This window comes from Bradyrhizobium sp. BTAi1 (genome assembly GCF_000015165.1).
Lineage (GTDB): Bacteria > Pseudomonadota > Alphaproteobacteria > Rhizobiales > Xanthobacteraceae > Bradyrhizobium > Bradyrhizobium denitrificans.
Genome location: NC_009485.1, coordinates 6,424,825 through 6,442,139 on the forward strand (window position 1 = coordinate 6,424,825; position 17,315 = coordinate 6,442,139).

The window sequence follows — 17,315 nt, forward strand, 5'->3', positions numbered from 1 at the left end:
ACTCGCGCCGGCCGCACGCTGGCATCAATGATTGTACTGCCAGACCGGCCGGACCTCGATCGACCCCAGCCTGGCACCCGGAATGCGGGCCGCGATCCCGATCGCCTCGTCCAGATTATTGGCTTCGATCATGTAGTAACCGCCGAGTTGCTCGCGGGTCTCGGCGAACGGCCCATCCGTCGTCAGGATCTTGCCGTCGCGCACCCGCACCGTCGTCGATGTCGTCGTCGGCTGCAGCCGGTCGCCGCCCTTGTAGTTGCCGCTCGCGATGATCGACTGCGTGAAGGTCTGATATTCCGCCAGCATCTTGCCCTCGGCCTCCTTCTCCATCTTCGCGTATTCGACCTCGTTCAAATAGATCATCAGCAGATATTGCATCGACTTGCTCCCTTGTTCGGCTGGACTGCCGACATCCAGTCGAACGGCTCGGACACGGAACGACACCCCGAGGATAATATTTTTCCTGCGCGGCGATGGCTTGACGTACTGGCCGGGAAGCTCCATTCAGGCCGCGTCAGTCGGCCGGACGGCCGCTCCGGCAGGTGCCGAAAGGCCGCCGGGGAGGAAAGTCCGGGCTCCATCGACATGCGGTGCCGGATAACGTCCGGCGGGGGCGACCCCAGGGACAGTGCCACAGAGAACGAACCGCTTCCTCCCGAAAGGGAGGCGAGTAAGGGTGAAAAGGTGCGGTAAGAGCGCACCGCGGGGCCGGCAACGGAACCGGCATGGTAAACCCCACCGGGAGCAAAACCGAATAGGGACGGCCACGCGGAGACAATCGCCTTTGGCGATGACGTCCGCGGGAGCGATGTCAGGCTCGCCGTCCGGGTAGGTTGCCCGAGGTCTCGCGCAAGCGCGATCCCAGAGGAATGGCCGTCACGTATCGTCATGCGCAAGCATCACGGTGCCCTACAGAACCCGGCTTACAGGCCGGCTGATATGTTCATGAGGGGCTCGGCGCACCAGCGCCGGGCCCCTCACCATTTCCGCTAACCCGCAGCCGAGAGCTGGCCGAATTCGGTGGCCTGGCGCTCGAACAGGCTGCGATAGAGTCCGCCAGGCTTGCCGACGAGCGTGGCATGATTGCCCTGCTCGACGATGCGGCCGCGGTCGAACACCAGGATGCGGTCGAGGCTGCGCACCGTCGCCAGACGATGCGCGATCACGATCGCGGTCCTGCCTTTCATCAGCCGTTCCATCGCCTCCTGGATCAGCGCCTCGGACTCCGAATCGAGGCTCGAGGTCGCCTCGTCCAGGATCAGCACCCGCGCATCGGCCAGGAACGCCCGCGCCAGCGCCACCCGCTGCCGCTCGCCGCCCGACAGCTTGACACCGCGCTCGCCGACCAGCGTGCCATAGCCCTTCGGCAGGCGCATGATGAACTCATGCGCGTTCGCAAGCCGCGCCGCCTGTTCGATCTCGGCCAGGCTGGCGCCGGGCCGGCCATAAGCGATGTTCTCGGCCAGCGAGCGGTGGAACAGGATCGGCTCCTGCTGCACGATCGCAATCTGGCTGCGCAGCGAATCCTGCTTGGCATGGGCGATGTCCTGCCCGTCGATCAGGATCCGGCCGCCGCTGACGTCGTACAGCCGCTGCACCAGCTTGACGAAGGTCGTCTTGCCGGAGCCGGAGCGCCCGACGAGGCCAATCCGCTCGCCCGGCCGGATGTCCACCGACAGCCGGTCGTAAAGCGCGATACGATGGCCGCCATAGTGGAACGTCACCGCGTCGAACACGATGTGCCCGCCGGTCACCGCGATCGGCTTGGCATCCGCGGCATCGACGATGCCGATCGGCTCGCCATGGATGGCCACCAGCTCGTCCATGTCGTTGACCGCGCGCTGCAGGTTGTTGATGTGCATGCCGACGTCACGCAAGTAAGCATGGATGACGTAGTAGCTCGTCAGCACATAGGTGACGTCGCCGGGCGACGCCTTGCCCGCCATCCACAGCAGCACGGCGCCGCCGATCACCGCGGAGCGCAGGCACAACAGCACGCCGAGCTGCACGGCCGCCGTCGTGTTGTAGCGCAGCCAGGTGCGGTTGACGCGCCGCCGCCAGCGGCTGACGACGCGCATCAGCCGGCCGTCTTCCCGCGCCTCGGCGCCGAACGACTTGACCACGGCGTTGCAGCTCAGTGCGTCCGCCAGGGTGCCGCCGACCTTGGTGTCCCAGGCATTGGAAATGCGCGCGGCCGGCGCGATGTAGCGGGTCGAGAACGCGACCGTCATCGCCACATAGACCACCGCGCCCAGCGCAATGACCCCGCCCAGCGCCCCCCAATGCAGGCCGAGCAGCACCATCGAGCCCAGCAGCACCGACAGGGACGGCAGCAATGCCAGCAGGATGGTGTCGTTGTAGAGGTCGAGCGCCCACATGCCCCTGGTGATCTTGCGCACCGTGGAGCCGGCGAAGCTGTTGGCGTGCCAGTCGGTCGAGAAGCGCTGCACGCGCACGAAGGCGTCGCGCGCCACGTCCGACATGATGCGCAATGTGAACGGCACGATCAGCTGCAGCCCGGACAGCCGCAGCACGATCGAGGCGAAGCCGAGCGCGACGATGGCGCCGAACGAGACCAGCGCACTGTGCCGCGCGTCGGCATTGCCTGGACCCAGGGTCAGCGCATCGACCAACTGGCCCGAGAACAGCGGCATGAACAGGTCGGCGGCGGTGGCGCCGAGCAGCGCCACGGCGATGCCCAAGGTCATGCGCGGCTGCTGCAGCCAATGGCGGGTCACGAACGGGATCACGACGCGGATCGCGGCGGGGCGCTTGTCGGCCTTCAGGCCGGAGACTTGGATGGTCATGGCTTCATCCGGCCGCGCCCGCAGCGCCAGCCGGCTCCAAATGAAGCAGACGCGGCAACGCGCGCGGTCTGCGAATGATGAATCAGGTTGAGAGAAGGACGGCGGCGCTCAAATCGAGCGGCGGAACATCAGCACGGGCATCGAACGCGCTGGCATCGTCAGCACAGACGTTGTGAGCACAGGCGTCGAAAGCGCGAGCATCGACCGGGTGCATGCGATCTGCAGATGCGATGTTGTCATGCAAATCTCCCCGGTTCGAGCGACAATTCTTATTTCTTACCACCGACGGTATGATTTGGCAACCCGCGCGCAGCGCGCGAGCGCGAGGTCAGTGCGCGTCGCCGCCTGCGGCCATCGGCGAGCTCGGCTTGTTGAGCAGCAGCACCATGAAGCTGAGCGCGATATAGAAGCAGGTCAGCATGAAGAAGGCGTCGCCATAGCCCATCACCACGGCCTGGCGATGCACGATCTGCGACAGCTGCTTCATGGCCATCAGCGCCGAGTCGCCCATGCCCTGCAGCTTCTGCTGCAGCATGTTCAGCGTCTCGACGGCGGTCGCATTGCCCCAGTTCACCCGCTCATGCAGGCGGGAAATATGCAGATCGGTACGGTCGTTCAGCACCTGGTTGATCACGGCGAGGCCGACGGCGCCGCCGAGATTGCGCATCAGGTTGAACAGGCCGGAAGCGTTTTTGACGCGATCGGGCGCAAGCGTACCAAGTGCAATGTTGTTGGTCGGCACCATCGCGCACATCATGCCGACGCCGCGCAGCACCTGCGGCAGAAACAGCTCCCAGAAATCATAGTCACGGGTGATCCCGGTCATCTGATAGGAGCCGATCGCGAAAATGATCAGGCCGAACGCGATGATCAGCCGCATGTCGATCTTCACCATCAGACGGCCGACCACTGGCGCCATCAGGAACATGGTGACGCCGGAGACGAACATGGTCTCGCCGATCATCAGCGCGCTGTAGCCGCGCACCTCGGCGAGATAGCGCGGATAGATGTAGGTCAGGCCGTAGAGGCCGATGCCGACGCAGAACTGCAACAGGCAGCCGACCGCGAAATTGCGGTCGGTGAACGCGCCGAGATCGACGATCGGCTCATCCACCGTCAGCACGCGCCAGAAGAAGCACACCGCCGACACCGCACAGACCACGGCGAAGACCGCCACCGAGGTCTCCTGCAGCCATTCATGTTGCGGCCCCTCCTCCAGCACATATTCCAGTGAACCGAGGAAGCCGGCCATGAACAGCAGGCCCCACCAGTCGAAGCGTTCGAGCAGCTCGAAATGCGGCTCGTCGAAATCGACCAGTGCCAGCACGCCGATCGTGATCATGACGCCCGGCGGGATATTGATGAAGAACAGCCAGTGCCACGACATCGCATCGGTGATGTAGCCGCCGACGGTCGGGCCGATGGTCGGCGCGAGCGTCGCGACCAGGCCGATGATCGGACCGACGATGTGGAACTTGGAGCGCGGAAACACCGTGTAGGCCGAGGCGAACACGGTCGGGATCATGCCGGCGCCGAGAAAGCCCTGGATCGCGCGCCACAGGATCATCTGCTCGATCGACGAGGCGAAGCCGCACAGGAAGCTGGAGATGGTGAAGCCGGCGGCCGAGATCGCAAACAACAGCCGCGTGCCGAGCGCGCGCGACAGGAAGCCCGACAACGGAATCGCGATCACCTCGGCGATCAGATAAGCGGTCTGGACCCAGGACACTTCGCTCGAGCTCGCCGACAATCCGGCCTGGATCTCGCTGAGCGAGGCCGACACGATCTGGATGTCCAGGATCGACATGAACATGCCGAACACCATGATCAGGAACGCAATCAGCCGCCGCGGCGCGATGCGGTCCGACGCAGCCGCCGGCGCGCTCATGGTGGGATCGGCTGTCGTTGCGGTGGCCATGGCTGTGTTCGATCCTGCTAACCCCAGCGGCAGTCTGCTCCCTCTCCCATGGGGAGAGGGCTGGGGTGAGGGGGTACGGTGTCAAGATAGGAGAGAGTCCCCTCACCCGGATTGCATCTTCGATGCAATCCGACCTCTCCCCGGTGGGGAGAGGTGAACTCAGCTCGGGGCAGGATTACCAATCTCATCGTCAGATCGATCGAACTACTTCCCCTGCACCGTCGCCGGCGCGTCGAGGTCGGCGTCGGTGTCGGCATCCTTGGCGCCGTCGGTCGTGTCGACGGTGACGTAGACCGACATGCCGGCGCGCAGCAGGTTCTGCCGCGCCACCTCCTTCGGCACACGGATGCGCACCGGCAACCGCTGCACGATCTTGGTGAAGTTGCCGGTCGCGTTGTCCGGCGGCAGCAGGGTAAACACCGAGCCCGCGGCCGGCGAGATGCTGTCGACAACGCCCTTGAAGCCGCGAGCGCCATAGGCGTCGACCTTGATCGTCACCGGCTGGCCCGGACGGATCCGCTTGAGCTGGGTTTCTTTGAAATTGGCATCGATGAAGACGTCGTCGAGCGGCACCACGTTGCCGAGCCGCTGGCCCACCGCGACGAAGTCGCCGGTGTTGACGAGGCGGTTGGAAAACGTGCCGTCGACCGGTGCACGCACGGTGGCAAATTCGAGGTCGCGCTCGGCCTTGGCCAGCGACGTCTTCAGCTCGGCAAGCTGCGCCTGGGCCTCGACCTGCTGCGCCTTGGTCACCTCGACATTGTCGCGCGCGGCGTCGAACGCGGCGCGCGCGGCGCGGACTGCGGCCATGCCCTGGTCGCGCGCGGCTTCCGACTGTTCGAACGTCGCATGCGAGGCAAAACCCTTGCTGCTCAGCGCCTGCTGGCGCTCATAGTCGAGACCGGCGCGCTTCATTGCGGCTTCGGACGAGGTCAGATTGGCCTGCGCCTGCTCGACGGCGCTCTGCTGCGCGGCGACCTGCCGGCCGATGCGCGCGATCGTCGCCTCCTGGGTCGCGATCTTGCTGCGCGCTGCGTCGACCGCGATCTTGTAGTCGCCGTCATCGATGCGGAAGATCACGTCGCCCTTGCGGACCACCGAATTGTCGCGCGGCACGATCTCCTGGATATGACCGGACACGCGGGCGCCAAGCATCGTGTTGTTGGCGCGGACATAGGAATCATCGGTCGAGACCATGAAGCGGCCGACAATGAAATAATGCGTGGCATAGCCGGCGGCGGCGAGCGCCAACAGCAGGCCGACGCCTGTGAGCACGCGCTTGCGCTTGCCGGATTTCGGCGCTGCGGTGCTGGCCGGCGGCTTCTGCCCGGCGGGCGCCCCGGCCGGCGCGGCCGGCGGCCGTTCGAGCGGCGCCTCGGCGACGGAGTCGGCCTTGATATCAGCCTCCTTGGTACCGGCCTCGCCAGCCTTGACGTCATTTGTCCGCGTTTCAGCAGCCTTGTGCTGCGCCGGCTCGCTGGCCTGGGGACGGGCTGTGGCAGGCTGTCCCTGGTCCGGCGCTTCCTCAGCATCCGGACGGCGTGCCCGCACCGCCTGTTCTCTCGCAGCAGCCATCAGCGACTCCCACCCGTCACAGCGGAGCCAATCGGCCCCATAGAATTCCGACCGAACCGTTCGGTCATTCGACATCTATCATTGACCGAACCGTTCGGTCAATTTATATCTTCGCGACCGCAACATATCCGCTCAGCCCCTTTTGTGAGGTTGCCGAACTCGGATTCTTCGGGAACAGCCTAAACCAATGATTGAGGTCGATCAGAATACCACCCATGCGCCACAGGACGAGGACACGTCGAAACGGCGGCAGATCCTGGATGGGGCGCGCGAGGTCTTCATGGAGCTGGGCTTCGATGGCGCCAGCATGGGTGAGATCGCCCGCGCGGCGGGTGTCTCCAAGGGCACCCTGTATGTCTACTTCACCGACAAGACCGCCTTGTTCGAAGCGATCGTCGAAGAAGAGACGCGCACCGCTGTGCTGTTCAGATTCGATCCCGATCGCGATATAGCGACCAATCTGACCGGCTTCGGCGAAGCCTATATCGCGCTGGTGTGCCGGCCGGGCGGCGGATCCGCGATCCGCACCGTGATGGCGATCGCCGAGCGCATGCCGGATGTCGGACGCCGCTACTATGACCGCGTGCTCGAAGGCACCATCAATTGCCTGACCACCTATTTGCGCGGCCGGGTCGAGGCAGGGCAACTGGCCATCGACGATTGCCAGCTCGCGGCATCGCAATTCCACCTGATGTGCCAGGCGACCTTGTTCCTGCCCTTCATCTTCCAGGCCGAGCCGGCCCCCTCGCCCGAACGCATCAGCAAGGTGGTGGCGAGCGCGGTTCGGATGTTCCTCGCCAATTATGGCGTCAAAGGCTGACGGCGCGGCGCGTGAACACCTGAATGGGGCAATGACATCGCTCGCGTCGGACATGCACTTTCCTTCTCGCGACGGTTGACGTCCGAGCTTTGCGATCGGATCACCCTCTGATCATCCGGAGGGTGCAGGGAAGGCCGGGCGCTGACCGCGCCCGTGGCCCGCCTGCGGACAAAAAATGCAGGCGGCAGGTACCACAGGTCCGGCCGAGATCACCCGGCCTCCCCGCGCGATGGGCTTACGATTTATACGCAGTCTCCCCGGTGTCCGGGCTTTTAGCCACCGTCGCCCGCGGCAGATGCCGAGCACCTGCCCGCGAACTTGACGCCAGCATCGGGACGTCAGGACCCTGCGACTTCACCGTCCTGCCGATCACGTTCGTCCGCGCGCGATTGCAGCGCGCTGCGCGCCGACAGGCCACCGCTTCCCGCCCCCAACGCTCGTGACGACCGCGAAACGTCCCTCTTCGATCGAGGCGGGATGGCGTTAGACAACCATCAATTTCTGAAAATTGGAAGTCGAATATTTTGGCGCGAAGGACTGGACAGGGCAAATCAGCTTGGTCGGACAAGCGAAATCAGTTTCTGCGCGCAGCGGGTTTCTATGGTGCGCAGGCACGGCCCCAGCCGTCATCGCGAGCGAAGCGACGCGATCCAGGGGCGGAGCGAAAGCTCTGGATTGCTTCGTCGCTCCGCTCCTCGCAATGACGGAGAATGGGCAGCCCTGCGTCACGCCTCCATTGTCATCGCCCGGTTCGACCGGGCGATCCAGTCGTCCGAGACGGTCGTGACGACATCGTTGGGCCGCGGCTTGTGCAGGGCGATCACATCGATGAGATCGTACGAGCGGCGAGAACACTGCCAATGAGTTATTCCGTCATGCCCGGGCTTGTCCCGGGCATCCACGTCATACCCGGGACGCCGGACGACGTGGATGGCCGGAACAAGCCCGGCCACGACGATGTGGAAGCAAAGGGGCACACGAGGCCGAATGTTCTTGTACGATTGCCCTGCGGTGTACTGGATGCCCGCCTGTGCTTGCACGACGGCGGAGGGTGTGGCCGGCAGGCTGCCCCTCATCGTCCACCAGGCTACTTCTTCCCGCTCTTCGTCGCGTGGGAATGCGAATGGCTGTGGCTGCTGCTGTGACTATGCGAATGGCTCTGCGTATGCGCGTGCCCGTGGTCGGCCGCCGCATCGATCGGCATCAGCGCGACGTGGCCGTGGCGGACGCCACGTTCGGCGATGACGTGGTCGGCGAACGCCTTGACCTCGCGCCGCTCCCCCTTGAGCACGGTGACCTCGAGGCAGCTCTCCTGGTCGATGTGGACGTGCAGGGTCGCTTGCGCGAGGCCGGAATGATCATGCGCCTCCTGGGTCAGCCGCTTCGGCAGTTCCCGTGCGGCGTGGTCATAGACATAGCTCAAGGTCGCGATGCACTGGCGGCTGTCGGTACCCGTATTGTCGGCGCTCTCCAGGCCGCTGCGCAGCAGATCGCGGAACGCCTCGGAGCGGTTGTCGTAGCCGCGTCGGGCCATGAAGTCGTCGACCTCCGCGAGCAGATCGTCGTCGATCGTGATCGTCAGGCGCTGCATAGATCGTCTCCCGGCGGCAACAGTGTCGACACCAGTATGATGTTTGCGCGTTGACATCATACTGGCGTCATCTTAGCGTTCTTTAACACTCGACAGTGGGGCGATCCAAGCGAGCGTGTCTCAGGCCAATGACGGCTTGCGGCAGATGATGACGCGTGCCCCGGTTGCGAGATCGAGGGCGTGACGGCAATGTGGTGGCGTGGGGCAAGTGCTTTGGTGCTGATGGCAGCATTCGTCCAGCAGGCGCAAGCGCATCCCGAGCGTCCCCCGGCGGAGTTGCCGACCGTCGATGTCGACGCCCCCAAACGGACAGCCAAGCCCAAGCCACAGGTCAGGCACGAGGCGCAACGGCCGAAGCCTGGCGCGCCGCGCTCGCCTGCTCCGGCGACGCCAGCGGACACGGCCGCAGCTCCAGCGGCACCGTCCGGCGCTCCCGCTGTCGGCTCCGGGCCGGCGCGCCCGCAGGGCATGGCGAGCGAGGTCGTGATCACCGGCGAGGAGATCAACGCCCGTCCGGCCACGCGCCCGGGCGAAGTGCTCGAGGCCGTACCCGGCCTCATCGTCACCCAGCACTCCGGTGAAGGCAAAGCCAACCAGTATTTCCTGCGCGGCTATAATCTCGACCACGGCACCGACCTCGCGCTCTCTGTCGACGACGTGCCGGTCAATATGCGCACGCACGCCCATGGCCAGGGCTATGCCGATCTCAACTGGTTGATGCCAGAGACGATCGGCCGCGTCGACGTGCGCAAGGGTCCTTATTTTGCCGACGAAGGCGATTTCGCCTCGGCCGGCAGCGTGCATATTGGACTGGTCGACAGCGTGCCCAAGGCGATCGCGCAGATGACCGCCGGCAGCTTCGGCTATCGCCGCTTCTTCGGCATGGATTCCGTACATGTCGGCGACGGCCACCTCCTGATCGCAGGCGAGGCCGGCCGCTATGACGGGCCGTGGACCACGCCCGATGACGCCAAGAAGCTGAACGGCCTGATGCGCTACTCGCAGGGCACGGCCACCGACGGCTTCTCGATCACCGGCATGGCCTATGCGAACCGCTGGACCTCGACCGACCAGGTGCCGGAGCGCGCCATCACCTCAGGCGATCTCGGCCGCTTCGATGCGTTCGATCCGACCGATGGCGGCAAGACCAACCGTTTCGCGCTGTCCGGCCGCGTCGCCGGCACGGATGATGCCGGCTCCTGGAAGGCCAACGCCTATGTGGTGAAGAGCCAGCTCGATCTCTACAACAACTTCACTTATGCGCTGCGTGATCCGGTCAATGGCGACCAGTTTCACCAGCACGACGACCGGCTGATGCTCGGCGCCAATGCGTCGCGGACCTTCAACGGCAGCTTTGCCGGACGCCCGATGGAGACGACGATCGGCCTCCAGACGCGCTATGACGACATCGCATTGGCCTTGAGCTATACGAACCAGCGCAGCTTCCTGCGCGCGGTCCGCAACGACAAGGTCGGCGAAGGCAGCGTCGGCCTTTATGTCGAAAACAGCGTGAGCTGGACCGACTGGCTGCGCACCACGGTCGGCTATCGCGGCGACTACTACCAGACCCATGTCTATTCGCTGTACAACGGCAACAACACCGGCGATGCCGCGGCCAGCCTCGGCAGCCCGAAGTTCCGCATGGTGATCGGTCCGTTCAACAAGACCGAATTCTTCCTCGGCGCCGGCTATGGCATGCACAGCAACGACGCGCGCGGCGCGACCACCACCGAGGACCCGGCGGATCCGACCAACAAGCTCGCCTCCTCGCCGCTGCTGGTGCGCACCAAGGGCGCGGAAGTCGGCATGCGCACGCGCATCATTCCGGGGCTCGATTCGTCGCTGAGCGTCTTCATGCTCAATCAGGACTCCGAAATCCTGTTCTCGGGCGACGCCGGCGACACCGCGGCCAGCCGGCCGAGCCGGCGCTATGGCTTCGAGCTGACCAATCACTACCGGCCGGCGTCCTGGATCGACATCGATGCCGACCTCGCGATGACGCATGCGCGCTTCGTCGGCACCGACAGCGACCAGGCCGCAACCTATGCCCAGCTGGTCGGGTTGGGCGCGCCCGCCGAGGTGCTGCGCGGCAATGCGCCGGGCAACTACATCCCCAATGCGCCGTCGATGATCGCCTCAGCCGGCATCACGCTCGGCGAGAAGACCGGCTGGTTCGGCGGCCTGCGCTGGCGCTATCTGGGATCGACGCCGCTGACCGAGGACAATTATTTCCGTTCAACCGCCACCAGCATGTTCAACGGCCGCATCGGCTTCCGCGACGCCAATGGCTGGCGTATCCAGCTCGACGTGCTGAACCTGCTCAACACCAAGGCCAACCAGATCTCCTACGGCTACGGCTCGCTGCTGCCGACAGACCAGCTCTACCAGGATTGCTACGGCAGGACGCCGAAGGGGGTGCCGGCGCAGGTCTGCCAGGCCGGCGTGATGGACCGCGTGCTGCATCCAGTCGAACCGCTGACGTTCCGGGTGACGGTGGCCGGGACGTTCTAGCGGGTGCGTCGCGATGCGGATCTGAGATGATCGGTCTCAGACCATGACGCTTTTGCTGGCAGCGCAACGAAGCTTGCGCCGATCGTTCGGCCGCATGATAGGATGAGCCCTCAACCTACCGAACGACGCCGCAATGTCCGATCGCGCCGCCCATTGGCAGACCGTCTACACCACCAAGGCTGAAACCGAGGTCAGCTGGTACCAGGCCGATCCGGCGACGTCGCTGCGGCTGATCCGCGATGCGGTCGCGGCGCCGGCTGCGCGGATCATCGAGATCGGCGGAGGCACCTCGCGGCTGGTCGATGCGCTGCTGGCCGCCGGCTACCGGGCGCTCACCGTGCTCGACATTTCCGAAGCGGCGCTCGCGACCACCCGCCACCGGCTTGGCGCTGCGGCGGACGATGTGACCTGGATCAGGGAAGACGTCACCACCTGGATGCCGGACGCGACCTATGACCTCTGGCATGATCGCGCGGTGTTTCATTTCCTCACCGAGGCGCGCGACCGTGCCGCCTATGTCGAGCGCGTGCGCAGGGGCGTTGTACCGGGCGGCGCCGTCATCATCGGGACCTTTGCACTCGATGGCCCGGACAAATGCAGCGGGCTGCCGGTGGTTCGCTATGATGCGCAGAGTCTTGCTGCGACGCTGGGCTCCGGCTTCACGCTGGAGGACAGCTGCAGCGAAGCGCATCGCACGCCGTGGGGCTCGGTGCAGCAGTTCCGATTCTGCCGCTTCCGCGCCGGTTAGTCAGCAGCACAGAGGCGGACCGTCCGCCACCACGACGATGTCGAGATCAGCGGCATCCTCGCAGGCGATGTCCTCGGCTCCAGCGGCCCCCATCTCCTGATGTGGCGGCGTCCGCCAGGGAATCGGCTTCGGCGGCATCTGCTCCAGCCGCTTTGCATCAGCGACGGCGCGGCGCGCAACTTTCAGTGAGCGGCAGACCAGCACGGCCTCCGCGTCGGTGCCGACCTCGAAGCCTGAGCCAATCGCCCTGATGCGATACGATGCCATCTTCGCCTCTCCCAACCCGCCAGCAACCAAACCCCGCGCGCCTTGTTCCTTGGGACTGTGGCAGGTCTAGTGTCGGCCATTGGCGGACGGCCGGGATGGTCAACGATGTCTTAACGCGCCATCCGCGCTGATCGCGTTTGCGTGCCGGTCCGGCACAAACCGGCGGAAGGGGCGCCCAGCGCTTGGAGAAATCCACAGGCACGCACAGCGGCGGATGGGGAGGGGCGAAGAGCGAATCGGGAGTGGCAAAATTGCTCAGCGAGTTGCGCCCTGCTCGCGACTTCCTATTCGCCACTCGCCCCTCAATAATCGCGGAGCTCGTCTTCCTCGTTGATCAGCTGGCCGATGCTGCGCGGTGCCTTGCGGGGGATCGCGCTGGTCACATCGGGATCGCGCTGGCCATAGCCGTAGCGGCGCTGCTGGGCGCGCGAAGCGACCGCCTCGCCGGATTGCGCCGCCGGCTGGCAGATCAGGCGGCGGCTGGCCCGGCGCATCAGGTCCACATGAATATGGTCGTAATGATAGACGTTGGAACCTGGCGCCAGCACCGTGGTGAACTGCTGGCAGGCGCCGCCCTGCACGTCGCGCAGAAAACCCTGCTCTTCCGGCAGCCCGATCCAGCCATCCTTGACGCTGATGCGGCGGCCGTCCGCCAGGGTGAAGGCGGCGATGTCGAGCGCATTGCCGAAGGCGTGCTCGGAAATATGCGCGCTCGGATTGCCGTTCATGCCGCGGCAGGAATAGGCCGAGATCTGCTTGATCTCGACCACCCGCATGCCGAACCAGCGCATCGCCGCGGGCTGGACCGATTCGGCGAGCCAGCGGTCGAGCGCGGACACGATCGGACAAGCCAGCGTCGCCGTCGGCTTCACCGCGACCGGACCAACCGCGCCCACCACATCACCGCGCGACGGGCCGAGCCGCGGCGGCGCGTCCGGCTGCTGCTGATAGGGACCGCGTGAAGCCGCAGGCTGGTTGCGATAAAGCGGCGCTGCGCCGCCGTCGGGAGGAAGATTGCTGTCGTCCTCGCCCGGCGCCGCCCCGGGCGGCTCGAGCCGCAGCGGCGCACCAGCGGGCGCGCCATAGGACGGCGGCGACGCGGCCGCATTCGATGGCGGATAGACAGGCTGTGGCATCACCTGCGGCCGATAGGTGGCCGGCGGTGGATAGGCTGGCTGTTGCGGGTTGATCGGCCAGCGCGGCTGGCCGCCGATCGCGGCCGGCGGACGCAGGCTCTCATCGGCAAAACCATAGCTCGCATTGGTCTCGCCGATCGCCGCCACCTTCAATGGGTAATCGGCGCCGCACATGCCCGGGCCGGAGATCGGCTCGATGCGGACGATATCGGCGCTCTCTTTCACGGCGCCGGATTTCAGGCAGGCGATCTCGGCCTCGGCCCGCCACGGTTCGCGCTCCTGGAAAAATCCACGGCCGCAACCCGCAAGCGAAACAAGGACGATGGAGCCGACGAGATACAAACGAACTCCGCGCGTCATGTGCAGAGGTTTGCGGCAATTTGCTTAAGGACCTGTCAATGTCGTCTGTTGACGCCGCGGAAACCATGCCGCTGCGGGCGACATGCGATCGGCGGCGAAGCGGCAGCCGCGCTGTCTTTTTTGCCGAGGCCGAACGGCTATCATCGCCGGGCGCTGCAGCAGCGCGGAACGTGAAAAACGGGAGCCGTGTCATGACCCTTGCCGGTCGGCTGAGCATGGTGATCGCCTATGTCGCGTTTGCATTCGTGGGCGCGATCGTGATCGGCCTGTTCTGAAGCGCCATCATCGCCACACGCGAACTTGCCACACGCGAACTTGATCGGCTGCCGTCGCGATGCACGCGGCTTTGACGGCCGATGCCGACCGTGAGCTGCATCACAGATGCGCGGCCCTCATGCAGCTAGCGTTGCCTCAGGTTCACGACGCTGCCCGAGGGAGTTCACCCCAATGAAGACCATGTTTCTGGCTGCAGCAGCCATCTTGATCGCGAGCAGCGCCGCACAGGCCGGCAGCTCGATCGCGTTCGATCTCGACGGCCGCAAGATCCGGGTCACCCTGCCCCGCAACTGCCAGTCGCTATCCTGCCTGCAGGTCTCCGGCATCGATCTCAGCGGCCTGAAATCCAAGTTCGATGACGACGACGCCCCCGCGAGCAGCACCGCTGCGGCCGCACCGGCTGCGGCGGCTCCTGCGACCGCCGCGCCCTCGACGCCCGCGCCCGTGGTCAACCCGCCCGTTGTCAACGCGCCTGCGCCCGTCACCGCGGCGCCCGTTGCAACCGCGCCTGCTCCGCTCGCCCCGCCGGCGGCGGTGCAGATGCCGGCGGCGCCGGTCACTTCGAACGCCGCGCCGCCGGCCCCGGCCGCACCGGTGGCCTCGCCGGCGCCGGCCGCAACCACCGTCGCCGTAGCGCCCGCGGCCGGCCAGCCGGCACCCGCCGCGGCGGCGGACCCGAACTCACCGCTCGGCCTGTGGGCCACCGAAGGCGGCAAGGGCAATGTCGTGATCGAGCCCTGCGGCACGAACATCTGCGGCTTTGCCGAGAAGACCCGCGAGAAGATCCTGATCAACATGAAGCCGAAGGACAGCAAATGGGTTGGCCGCATCCACGATCCGGACGGCGGCGGCAACTACGACTCCACGATCGCGCTGAAGGGACCGAACACGCTGCGGGTCCAGGGCTGCGCCTTCGGCGGCTTGTTCTGCGGCGGGCAGACCTGGAAGCGGATCAGCTGAGAAACGGATCAGCTGATGACGTGTCGGCTGACATTGTCCCGCGTTGTCAGCGTCCCTCGTTGTCAGCGATACCAAGACCCCGCCGGATCAGCCCCCGGCGGGGCCTTTCTTCATTGGCCGCGGCTCACGCCACCTTGGCCGGGATCGCCGGAGCAACGGAAAGCGCCGCGGGCAGCGGCAGCGACAGCCGCACGCGCAGGCCACGCGGCGCGTTGGGCATCAGCGCGAGGCCGCCATCGTGCTTCTTCATGATCTCCTGCGCGATCGACAGGCCGAGACCGAACCCGCCGGCCGAGCGCGCCTGGTCGAGCTTGACGAACGGCTCCAGCGCGCGCGCCTGCAGCGCCTGGGGAATGCCGGGGCCGTCGTCGGCGACCTCGATCGCAATCATGCCGTCGGTCGCGACCGACAGGCTCACCACCACCTCGCTGCCATGCTTGACCGCGTTCTCGACCACATTGGTGACGGCGCGCGACAGGGCCCGCGGCCGGCCTTCGCAGACCAGCCGCTGCGGCCCCTGATAGGTGACGGCGTGGCCGACATCGGCGAAGTCGCAGCAGATCGTCTCCAACAGGCTGGACAGCTCGATCCGCGCCGGCTGCTCGGCCTTGGTATCGTCGCGCAGATAATCCAGCGTCTCGTCGAGCATGCGGCTGACCTGGTCGATGTCGCGCAACATCGCCGCGCGCATGTCACCGTGCCCGATCCGGTCCGAGCGCAGGCGGAGCCGCGTCAGCGGCGTGCGCAGATCGTGGCTGATGGCGGCCAGCATGCGGGTGCGGTCGTCAAGCAATGCGCGGATGCGGGCCTGCATGTCGTTCAGCGCTTCGGCAACCTGGGCGATCTCCCTGGGGCCGCGGCCGCTGAGCGGCGCCTGCGCGGCCGGCGACCGGCCGAAGGCGGCAGCCGCGCGCGCCATCTCCGACAACGGCCGGATGATCGCTCGCGCCGCATAGATCGACAGCAGCACGCCGAGGATCAGAATGAGGAACAGGAACACAAAGGTCGGCTTCAGCACCATCGACCAGAACTCCAGCCGCGGCACGTCGTCGAACACCAGCGCGCGCTCGCCATCGATCTGGACGATGATCTGCGTCGGCGGCGGCGCGGCGCCGTAACTGACGCCATGGAGCAAGGTGATGTCGCGCAGCACGCTGAGCTGGCGGCGGGCCAGTTGCGACGTCCAGGGCACGTTCCGCATCGGCCTGGCCAGCAGGGTCAGCGATGTCAGCGGCACCAGCTCGACCTGGATGCCGGAATTGCGCAGGCTCGACAGACTGCTGTCCACCGCCCCGGCATCGTTGGCGGCACGGACGAAGTGCACCGCCTCGGCCACCCGCGCGACGCCATAGGCGGGCGATTCCTGCTCGTCGGGGGGATCGAGGAACAGCAGCGCCGCCGCGATCATCAGCACCACGCCGAACAGCACCGACAGCGATGCCAGCGTCACGATCTGCGTGGTGAGGCCGACCCGTGGGCACGTCTTGTTGTCAGGCTTCATCGATGGTCTCGACCCTTGGCGTGAAGACGTAGCCGCCGAGGCGCACGGTCTTGATCAGGCTCCAGCTCTTGGCGCCGGGCTCGATCTTCTGCCGGATGCGGCTGATGTGAACGTCGATGCTGCGCTCGACCGGTCCGGCCTGGCCGCCATGCGCGAGCTCGATCAACTGCTCGCGCGACAGCACGCGACCGGCATTGCGGCAGAACGCCAGCAGGATGTCGAACTCGGCGCTGGTCAAGGTGATCTTGACGCGGTCGGGATCGAACAATGTGCGCGTCGCCGGCTCGATGCGCCAGCCGTCGAAGGTCATCGGCGCCTGCCGCGCCGCGATCACGGCGGGATGCAATTGCGAGCGGCGCAGCAGCGCGCGGATGCGCGCCACCAGCTCGCGCGGATTGAACGGCTTGACGACATAGTCGTCGGCGCCGAGCTCGAGCCCGAGAATGCGGTCGATGTCCTCGCCCTTGGCGGTCACCATGATGATCGGCACGGTCGAGACCTGGCGCAGCCGACGGCAGATGCTCATGCCGTCCTCATCGGGCAGCATCAGATCGAGCATGATCAGATCGACCTGCTCGCGCTGCAGGACATCGTTCATCGCAGCCGCCGAGGCGACGAAGCGCGGCGCGAAGCCATGCTCCTGCAACAGCTCGGTGAGCAGCGCCGCGATCTCGCGGTCGTCCTCGACGCAGAGAATGCGCGCCGCTGCCGGTATGTTTGCGTCGGCGGCCACGGCGGTATTGTGTGACGACATCATGTGCGGAACATGGTCGATTTGAGCCCAAAAGAACAGCCTGAAGCGGCCCCCGATCGTGGCGAAAGTAAGCTGTATTGTTAAGGCGGAA

General features: G+C 66.0%; 15 protein-coding genes and 1 other RNA gene. 6 read left to right on the forward strand and 10 right to left on the reverse strand.

Annotated features, from left to right (window positions below; translation table 11 throughout):
* Positions 1 to 24: 24 nt before the first annotated feature.
* Entirely contained in the window at positions 25 to 378 is a 354-nt protein-coding gene (locus tag BBTA_RS28955; RefSeq protein WP_012046058.1) for a YciI family protein, read from the reverse strand.
* Between the two features lie 136 nt (positions 379 to 514).
* Between BBTA_RS28955 and rnpB the strand changes: the two genes are divergently transcribed.
* Positions 515 to 942, forward strand: an RNA gene (rnpB, locus tag BBTA_RS38425) — RNase P RNA component class A.
* Between the two features lie 47 nt (positions 943 to 989).
* On the opposite strand, the gene BBTA_RS28960 is transcribed toward rnpB, so the two are convergent.
* From BBTA_RS28960 to BBTA_RS28970, 3 genes are all read right to left on the reverse strand, one after another.
* The gene (locus tag BBTA_RS28960) at positions 990 to 2,807 is read right to left on the reverse strand and encodes an ABC transporter ATP-binding protein (protein WP_012046059.1); all 1,818 of its coding nucleotides are present in this window, start codon (positions 2,805 to 2,807) and stop codon (positions 990 to 992) included.
* 328 nt (positions 2,808 to 3,135) lie between these two features.
* Positions 3,136 to 4,725: a DHA2 family efflux MFS transporter permease subunit gene (locus BBTA_RS28965; protein WP_012046060.1), complete on the reverse strand. Its 1,590-nt coding sequence runs from the start codon at positions 4,723 to 4,725 to the stop codon at positions 3,136 to 3,138.
* Between the two features lie 204 nt (positions 4,726 to 4,929).
* Positions 4,930 to 6,300, reverse strand: coding sequence for an HlyD family secretion protein (locus BBTA_RS28970; protein WP_012046061.1), 1,371 nt, complete (start codon positions 6,298 to 6,300; stop codon positions 4,930 to 4,932).
* A gap of 187 nt (positions 6,301 to 6,487) precedes the next feature.
* On the opposite strand from BBTA_RS28970, the gene BBTA_RS28975 reads away from it, so the two are divergent.
* Positions 6,488 to 7,120: a TetR/AcrR family transcriptional regulator gene (locus BBTA_RS28975; RefSeq protein WP_012046062.1), complete on the forward strand. Its 633-nt coding sequence runs from the start codon at positions 6,488 to 6,490 to the stop codon at positions 7,118 to 7,120.
* A 725-nt stretch (positions 7,121 to 7,845) separates the two neighbouring features.
* On the opposite strand, the gene BBTA_RS40940 is transcribed toward BBTA_RS28975, so the two are convergent.
* Both BBTA_RS40940 and nikR read right to left on the reverse strand, forming a co-directional pair.
* Positions 7,846 to 8,196 (reverse strand): hypothetical protein, encoded by a 351-nt coding sequence (locus BBTA_RS40940; RefSeq protein WP_041750956.1) that lies wholly within the window; start codon positions 8,194 to 8,196, stop codon positions 7,846 to 7,848.
* An 11-nt stretch (positions 8,197 to 8,207) separates the two neighbouring features.
* Entirely contained in the window at positions 8,208 to 8,711 is a 504-nt protein-coding gene (nikR, locus tag BBTA_RS28985) for a nickel-responsive transcriptional regulator NikR (protein ID WP_012046063.1), read from the reverse strand.
* A 189-nt stretch (positions 8,712 to 8,900) separates the two neighbouring features.
* On the opposite strand from nikR, the gene BBTA_RS28990 reads away from it, so the two are divergent.
* Both BBTA_RS28990 and BBTA_RS28995 read left to right on the forward strand, forming a co-directional pair.
* Complete coding sequence (locus BBTA_RS28990; protein ID WP_041750957.1) at positions 8,901 to 11,222, forward strand: TonB-dependent receptor domain-containing protein; 2,322 nt, start codon at positions 8,901 to 8,903, stop codon at positions 11,220 to 11,222.
* 133 nt (positions 11,223 to 11,355) lie between these two features.
* Entirely contained in the window at positions 11,356 to 11,970 is a 615-nt protein-coding gene (locus BBTA_RS28995; protein ID WP_012046065.1) for a trans-aconitate 2-methyltransferase, read from the forward strand.
* Here the strand turns inward: BBTA_RS28995 and BBTA_RS29000 are convergent, their stop codons facing one another.
* Entirely contained in the window at positions 11,971 to 12,237 is a 267-nt protein-coding gene (locus tag BBTA_RS29000) for a hypothetical protein (protein WP_012046066.1), read from the reverse strand. It abuts the gene before it with no gap.
* Between the two features lie 302 nt (positions 12,238 to 12,539).
* Entirely contained in the window at positions 12,540 to 13,733 is a 1,194-nt protein-coding gene (locus BBTA_RS29005) for an extensin family protein (RefSeq protein ID WP_041750958.1), read from the reverse strand.
* Between the two features lie 65 nt (positions 13,734 to 13,798).
* Between BBTA_RS29005 and BBTA_RS29010 the strand changes: the two genes are divergently transcribed.
* Positions 13,799 to 14,008 (forward strand): hypothetical protein, encoded by a 210-nt coding sequence (locus BBTA_RS29010; RefSeq protein ID WP_041750959.1) that lies wholly within the window; start codon positions 13,799 to 13,801, stop codon positions 14,006 to 14,008.
* 172 nt (positions 14,009 to 14,180) lie between these two features.
* Positions 14,181 to 14,969, forward strand: coding sequence for a DUF2147 domain-containing protein (locus BBTA_RS29015; protein ID WP_012046069.1), 789 nt, complete (start codon positions 14,181 to 14,183; stop codon positions 14,967 to 14,969).
* Between the two features lie 124 nt (positions 14,970 to 15,093).
* On the opposite strand, the gene BBTA_RS29020 is transcribed toward BBTA_RS29015, so the two are convergent.
* Complete coding sequence (locus BBTA_RS29020) at positions 15,094 to 16,470, reverse strand: ATP-binding protein (protein WP_012046070.1); 1,377 nt, start codon at positions 16,468 to 16,470, stop codon at positions 15,094 to 15,096.
* Positions 16,460 to 17,227 carry a response regulator gene (locus BBTA_RS29025; RefSeq protein ID WP_012046071.1) on the reverse strand — a complete coding sequence of 256 codons (768 nt, stop codon included), beginning with the start codon at positions 17,225 to 17,227 and terminating at the stop codon, positions 16,460 to 16,462. Before BBTA_RS29025 ends, BBTA_RS29020 begins: the two co-directional genes overlap by 11 nt.
* Between the last annotated feature and the right edge of the window lie 88 nt (positions 17,228 to 17,315).

Excerpts from the sequence above, each read along its gene's own strand:
- BBTA_RS28955 (WP_012046058.1), bottom strand. The coding sequence starts at position 378 with ATGCAATATCTGCTGATGATCTATTTGAACGAGGTCGAATACGCGAAG.
- BBTA_RS28960 (WP_012046059.1), bottom strand. The coding sequence starts at position 2,807 with ATGACCATCCAAGTCTCCGGCCTGAAGGCCGACAAGCGCCCCGCCGCG.
- BBTA_RS28965 (WP_012046060.1), bottom strand. The coding sequence starts at position 4,725 with ATGGCCACCGCAACGACAGCCGATCCCACCATGAGCGCGCCGGCGGCT.
- BBTA_RS28970 (WP_012046061.1), bottom strand. The coding sequence starts at position 6,300 with ATGGCTGCTGCGAGAGAACAGGCGGTGCGGGCACGCCGTCCGGATGCT.
- BBTA_RS28975 (WP_012046062.1), top strand. The coding sequence starts at position 6,488 with ATGATTGAGGTCGATCAGAATACCACCCATGCGCCACAGGACGAGGAC.
- BBTA_RS40940 (WP_041750956.1), bottom strand. The coding sequence starts at position 8,196 with ATGAGGGGCAGCCTGCCGGCCACACCCTCCGCCGTCGTGCAAGCACAG.
- nikR (WP_012046063.1), bottom strand. The coding sequence starts at position 8,711 with ATGCAGCGCCTGACGATCACGATCGACGACGATCTGCTCGCGGAGGTC.
- BBTA_RS28990 (WP_041750957.1), top strand. The coding sequence starts at position 8,901 with ATGTGGTGGCGTGGGGCAAGTGCTTTGGTGCTGATGGCAGCATTCGTC.
- BBTA_RS28995 (WP_012046065.1), top strand. The coding sequence starts at position 11,356 with ATGTCCGATCGCGCCGCCCATTGGCAGACCGTCTACACCACCAAGGCT.
- BBTA_RS29000 (WP_012046066.1), bottom strand. The coding sequence starts at position 12,237 with ATGGCATCGTATCGCATCAGGGCGATTGGCTCAGGCTTCGAGGTCGGC.
- BBTA_RS29005 (WP_041750958.1), bottom strand. The coding sequence starts at position 13,733 with ATGACGCGCGGAGTTCGTTTGTATCTCGTCGGCTCCATCGTCCTTGTT.
- BBTA_RS29010 (WP_041750959.1), top strand. The coding sequence starts at position 13,799 with ATGCCGCTGCGGGCGACATGCGATCGGCGGCGAAGCGGCAGCCGCGCT.
- BBTA_RS29015 (WP_012046069.1), top strand. The coding sequence starts at position 14,181 with ATGAAGACCATGTTTCTGGCTGCAGCAGCCATCTTGATCGCGAGCAGC.
- BBTA_RS29020 (WP_012046070.1), bottom strand. The coding sequence starts at position 16,470 with ATGAAGCCTGACAACAAGACGTGCCCACGGGTCGGCCTCACCACGCAG.
- BBTA_RS29025 (WP_012046071.1), bottom strand. The coding sequence starts at position 17,227 with ATGATGTCGTCACACAATACCGCCGTGGCCGCCGACGCAAACATACCG.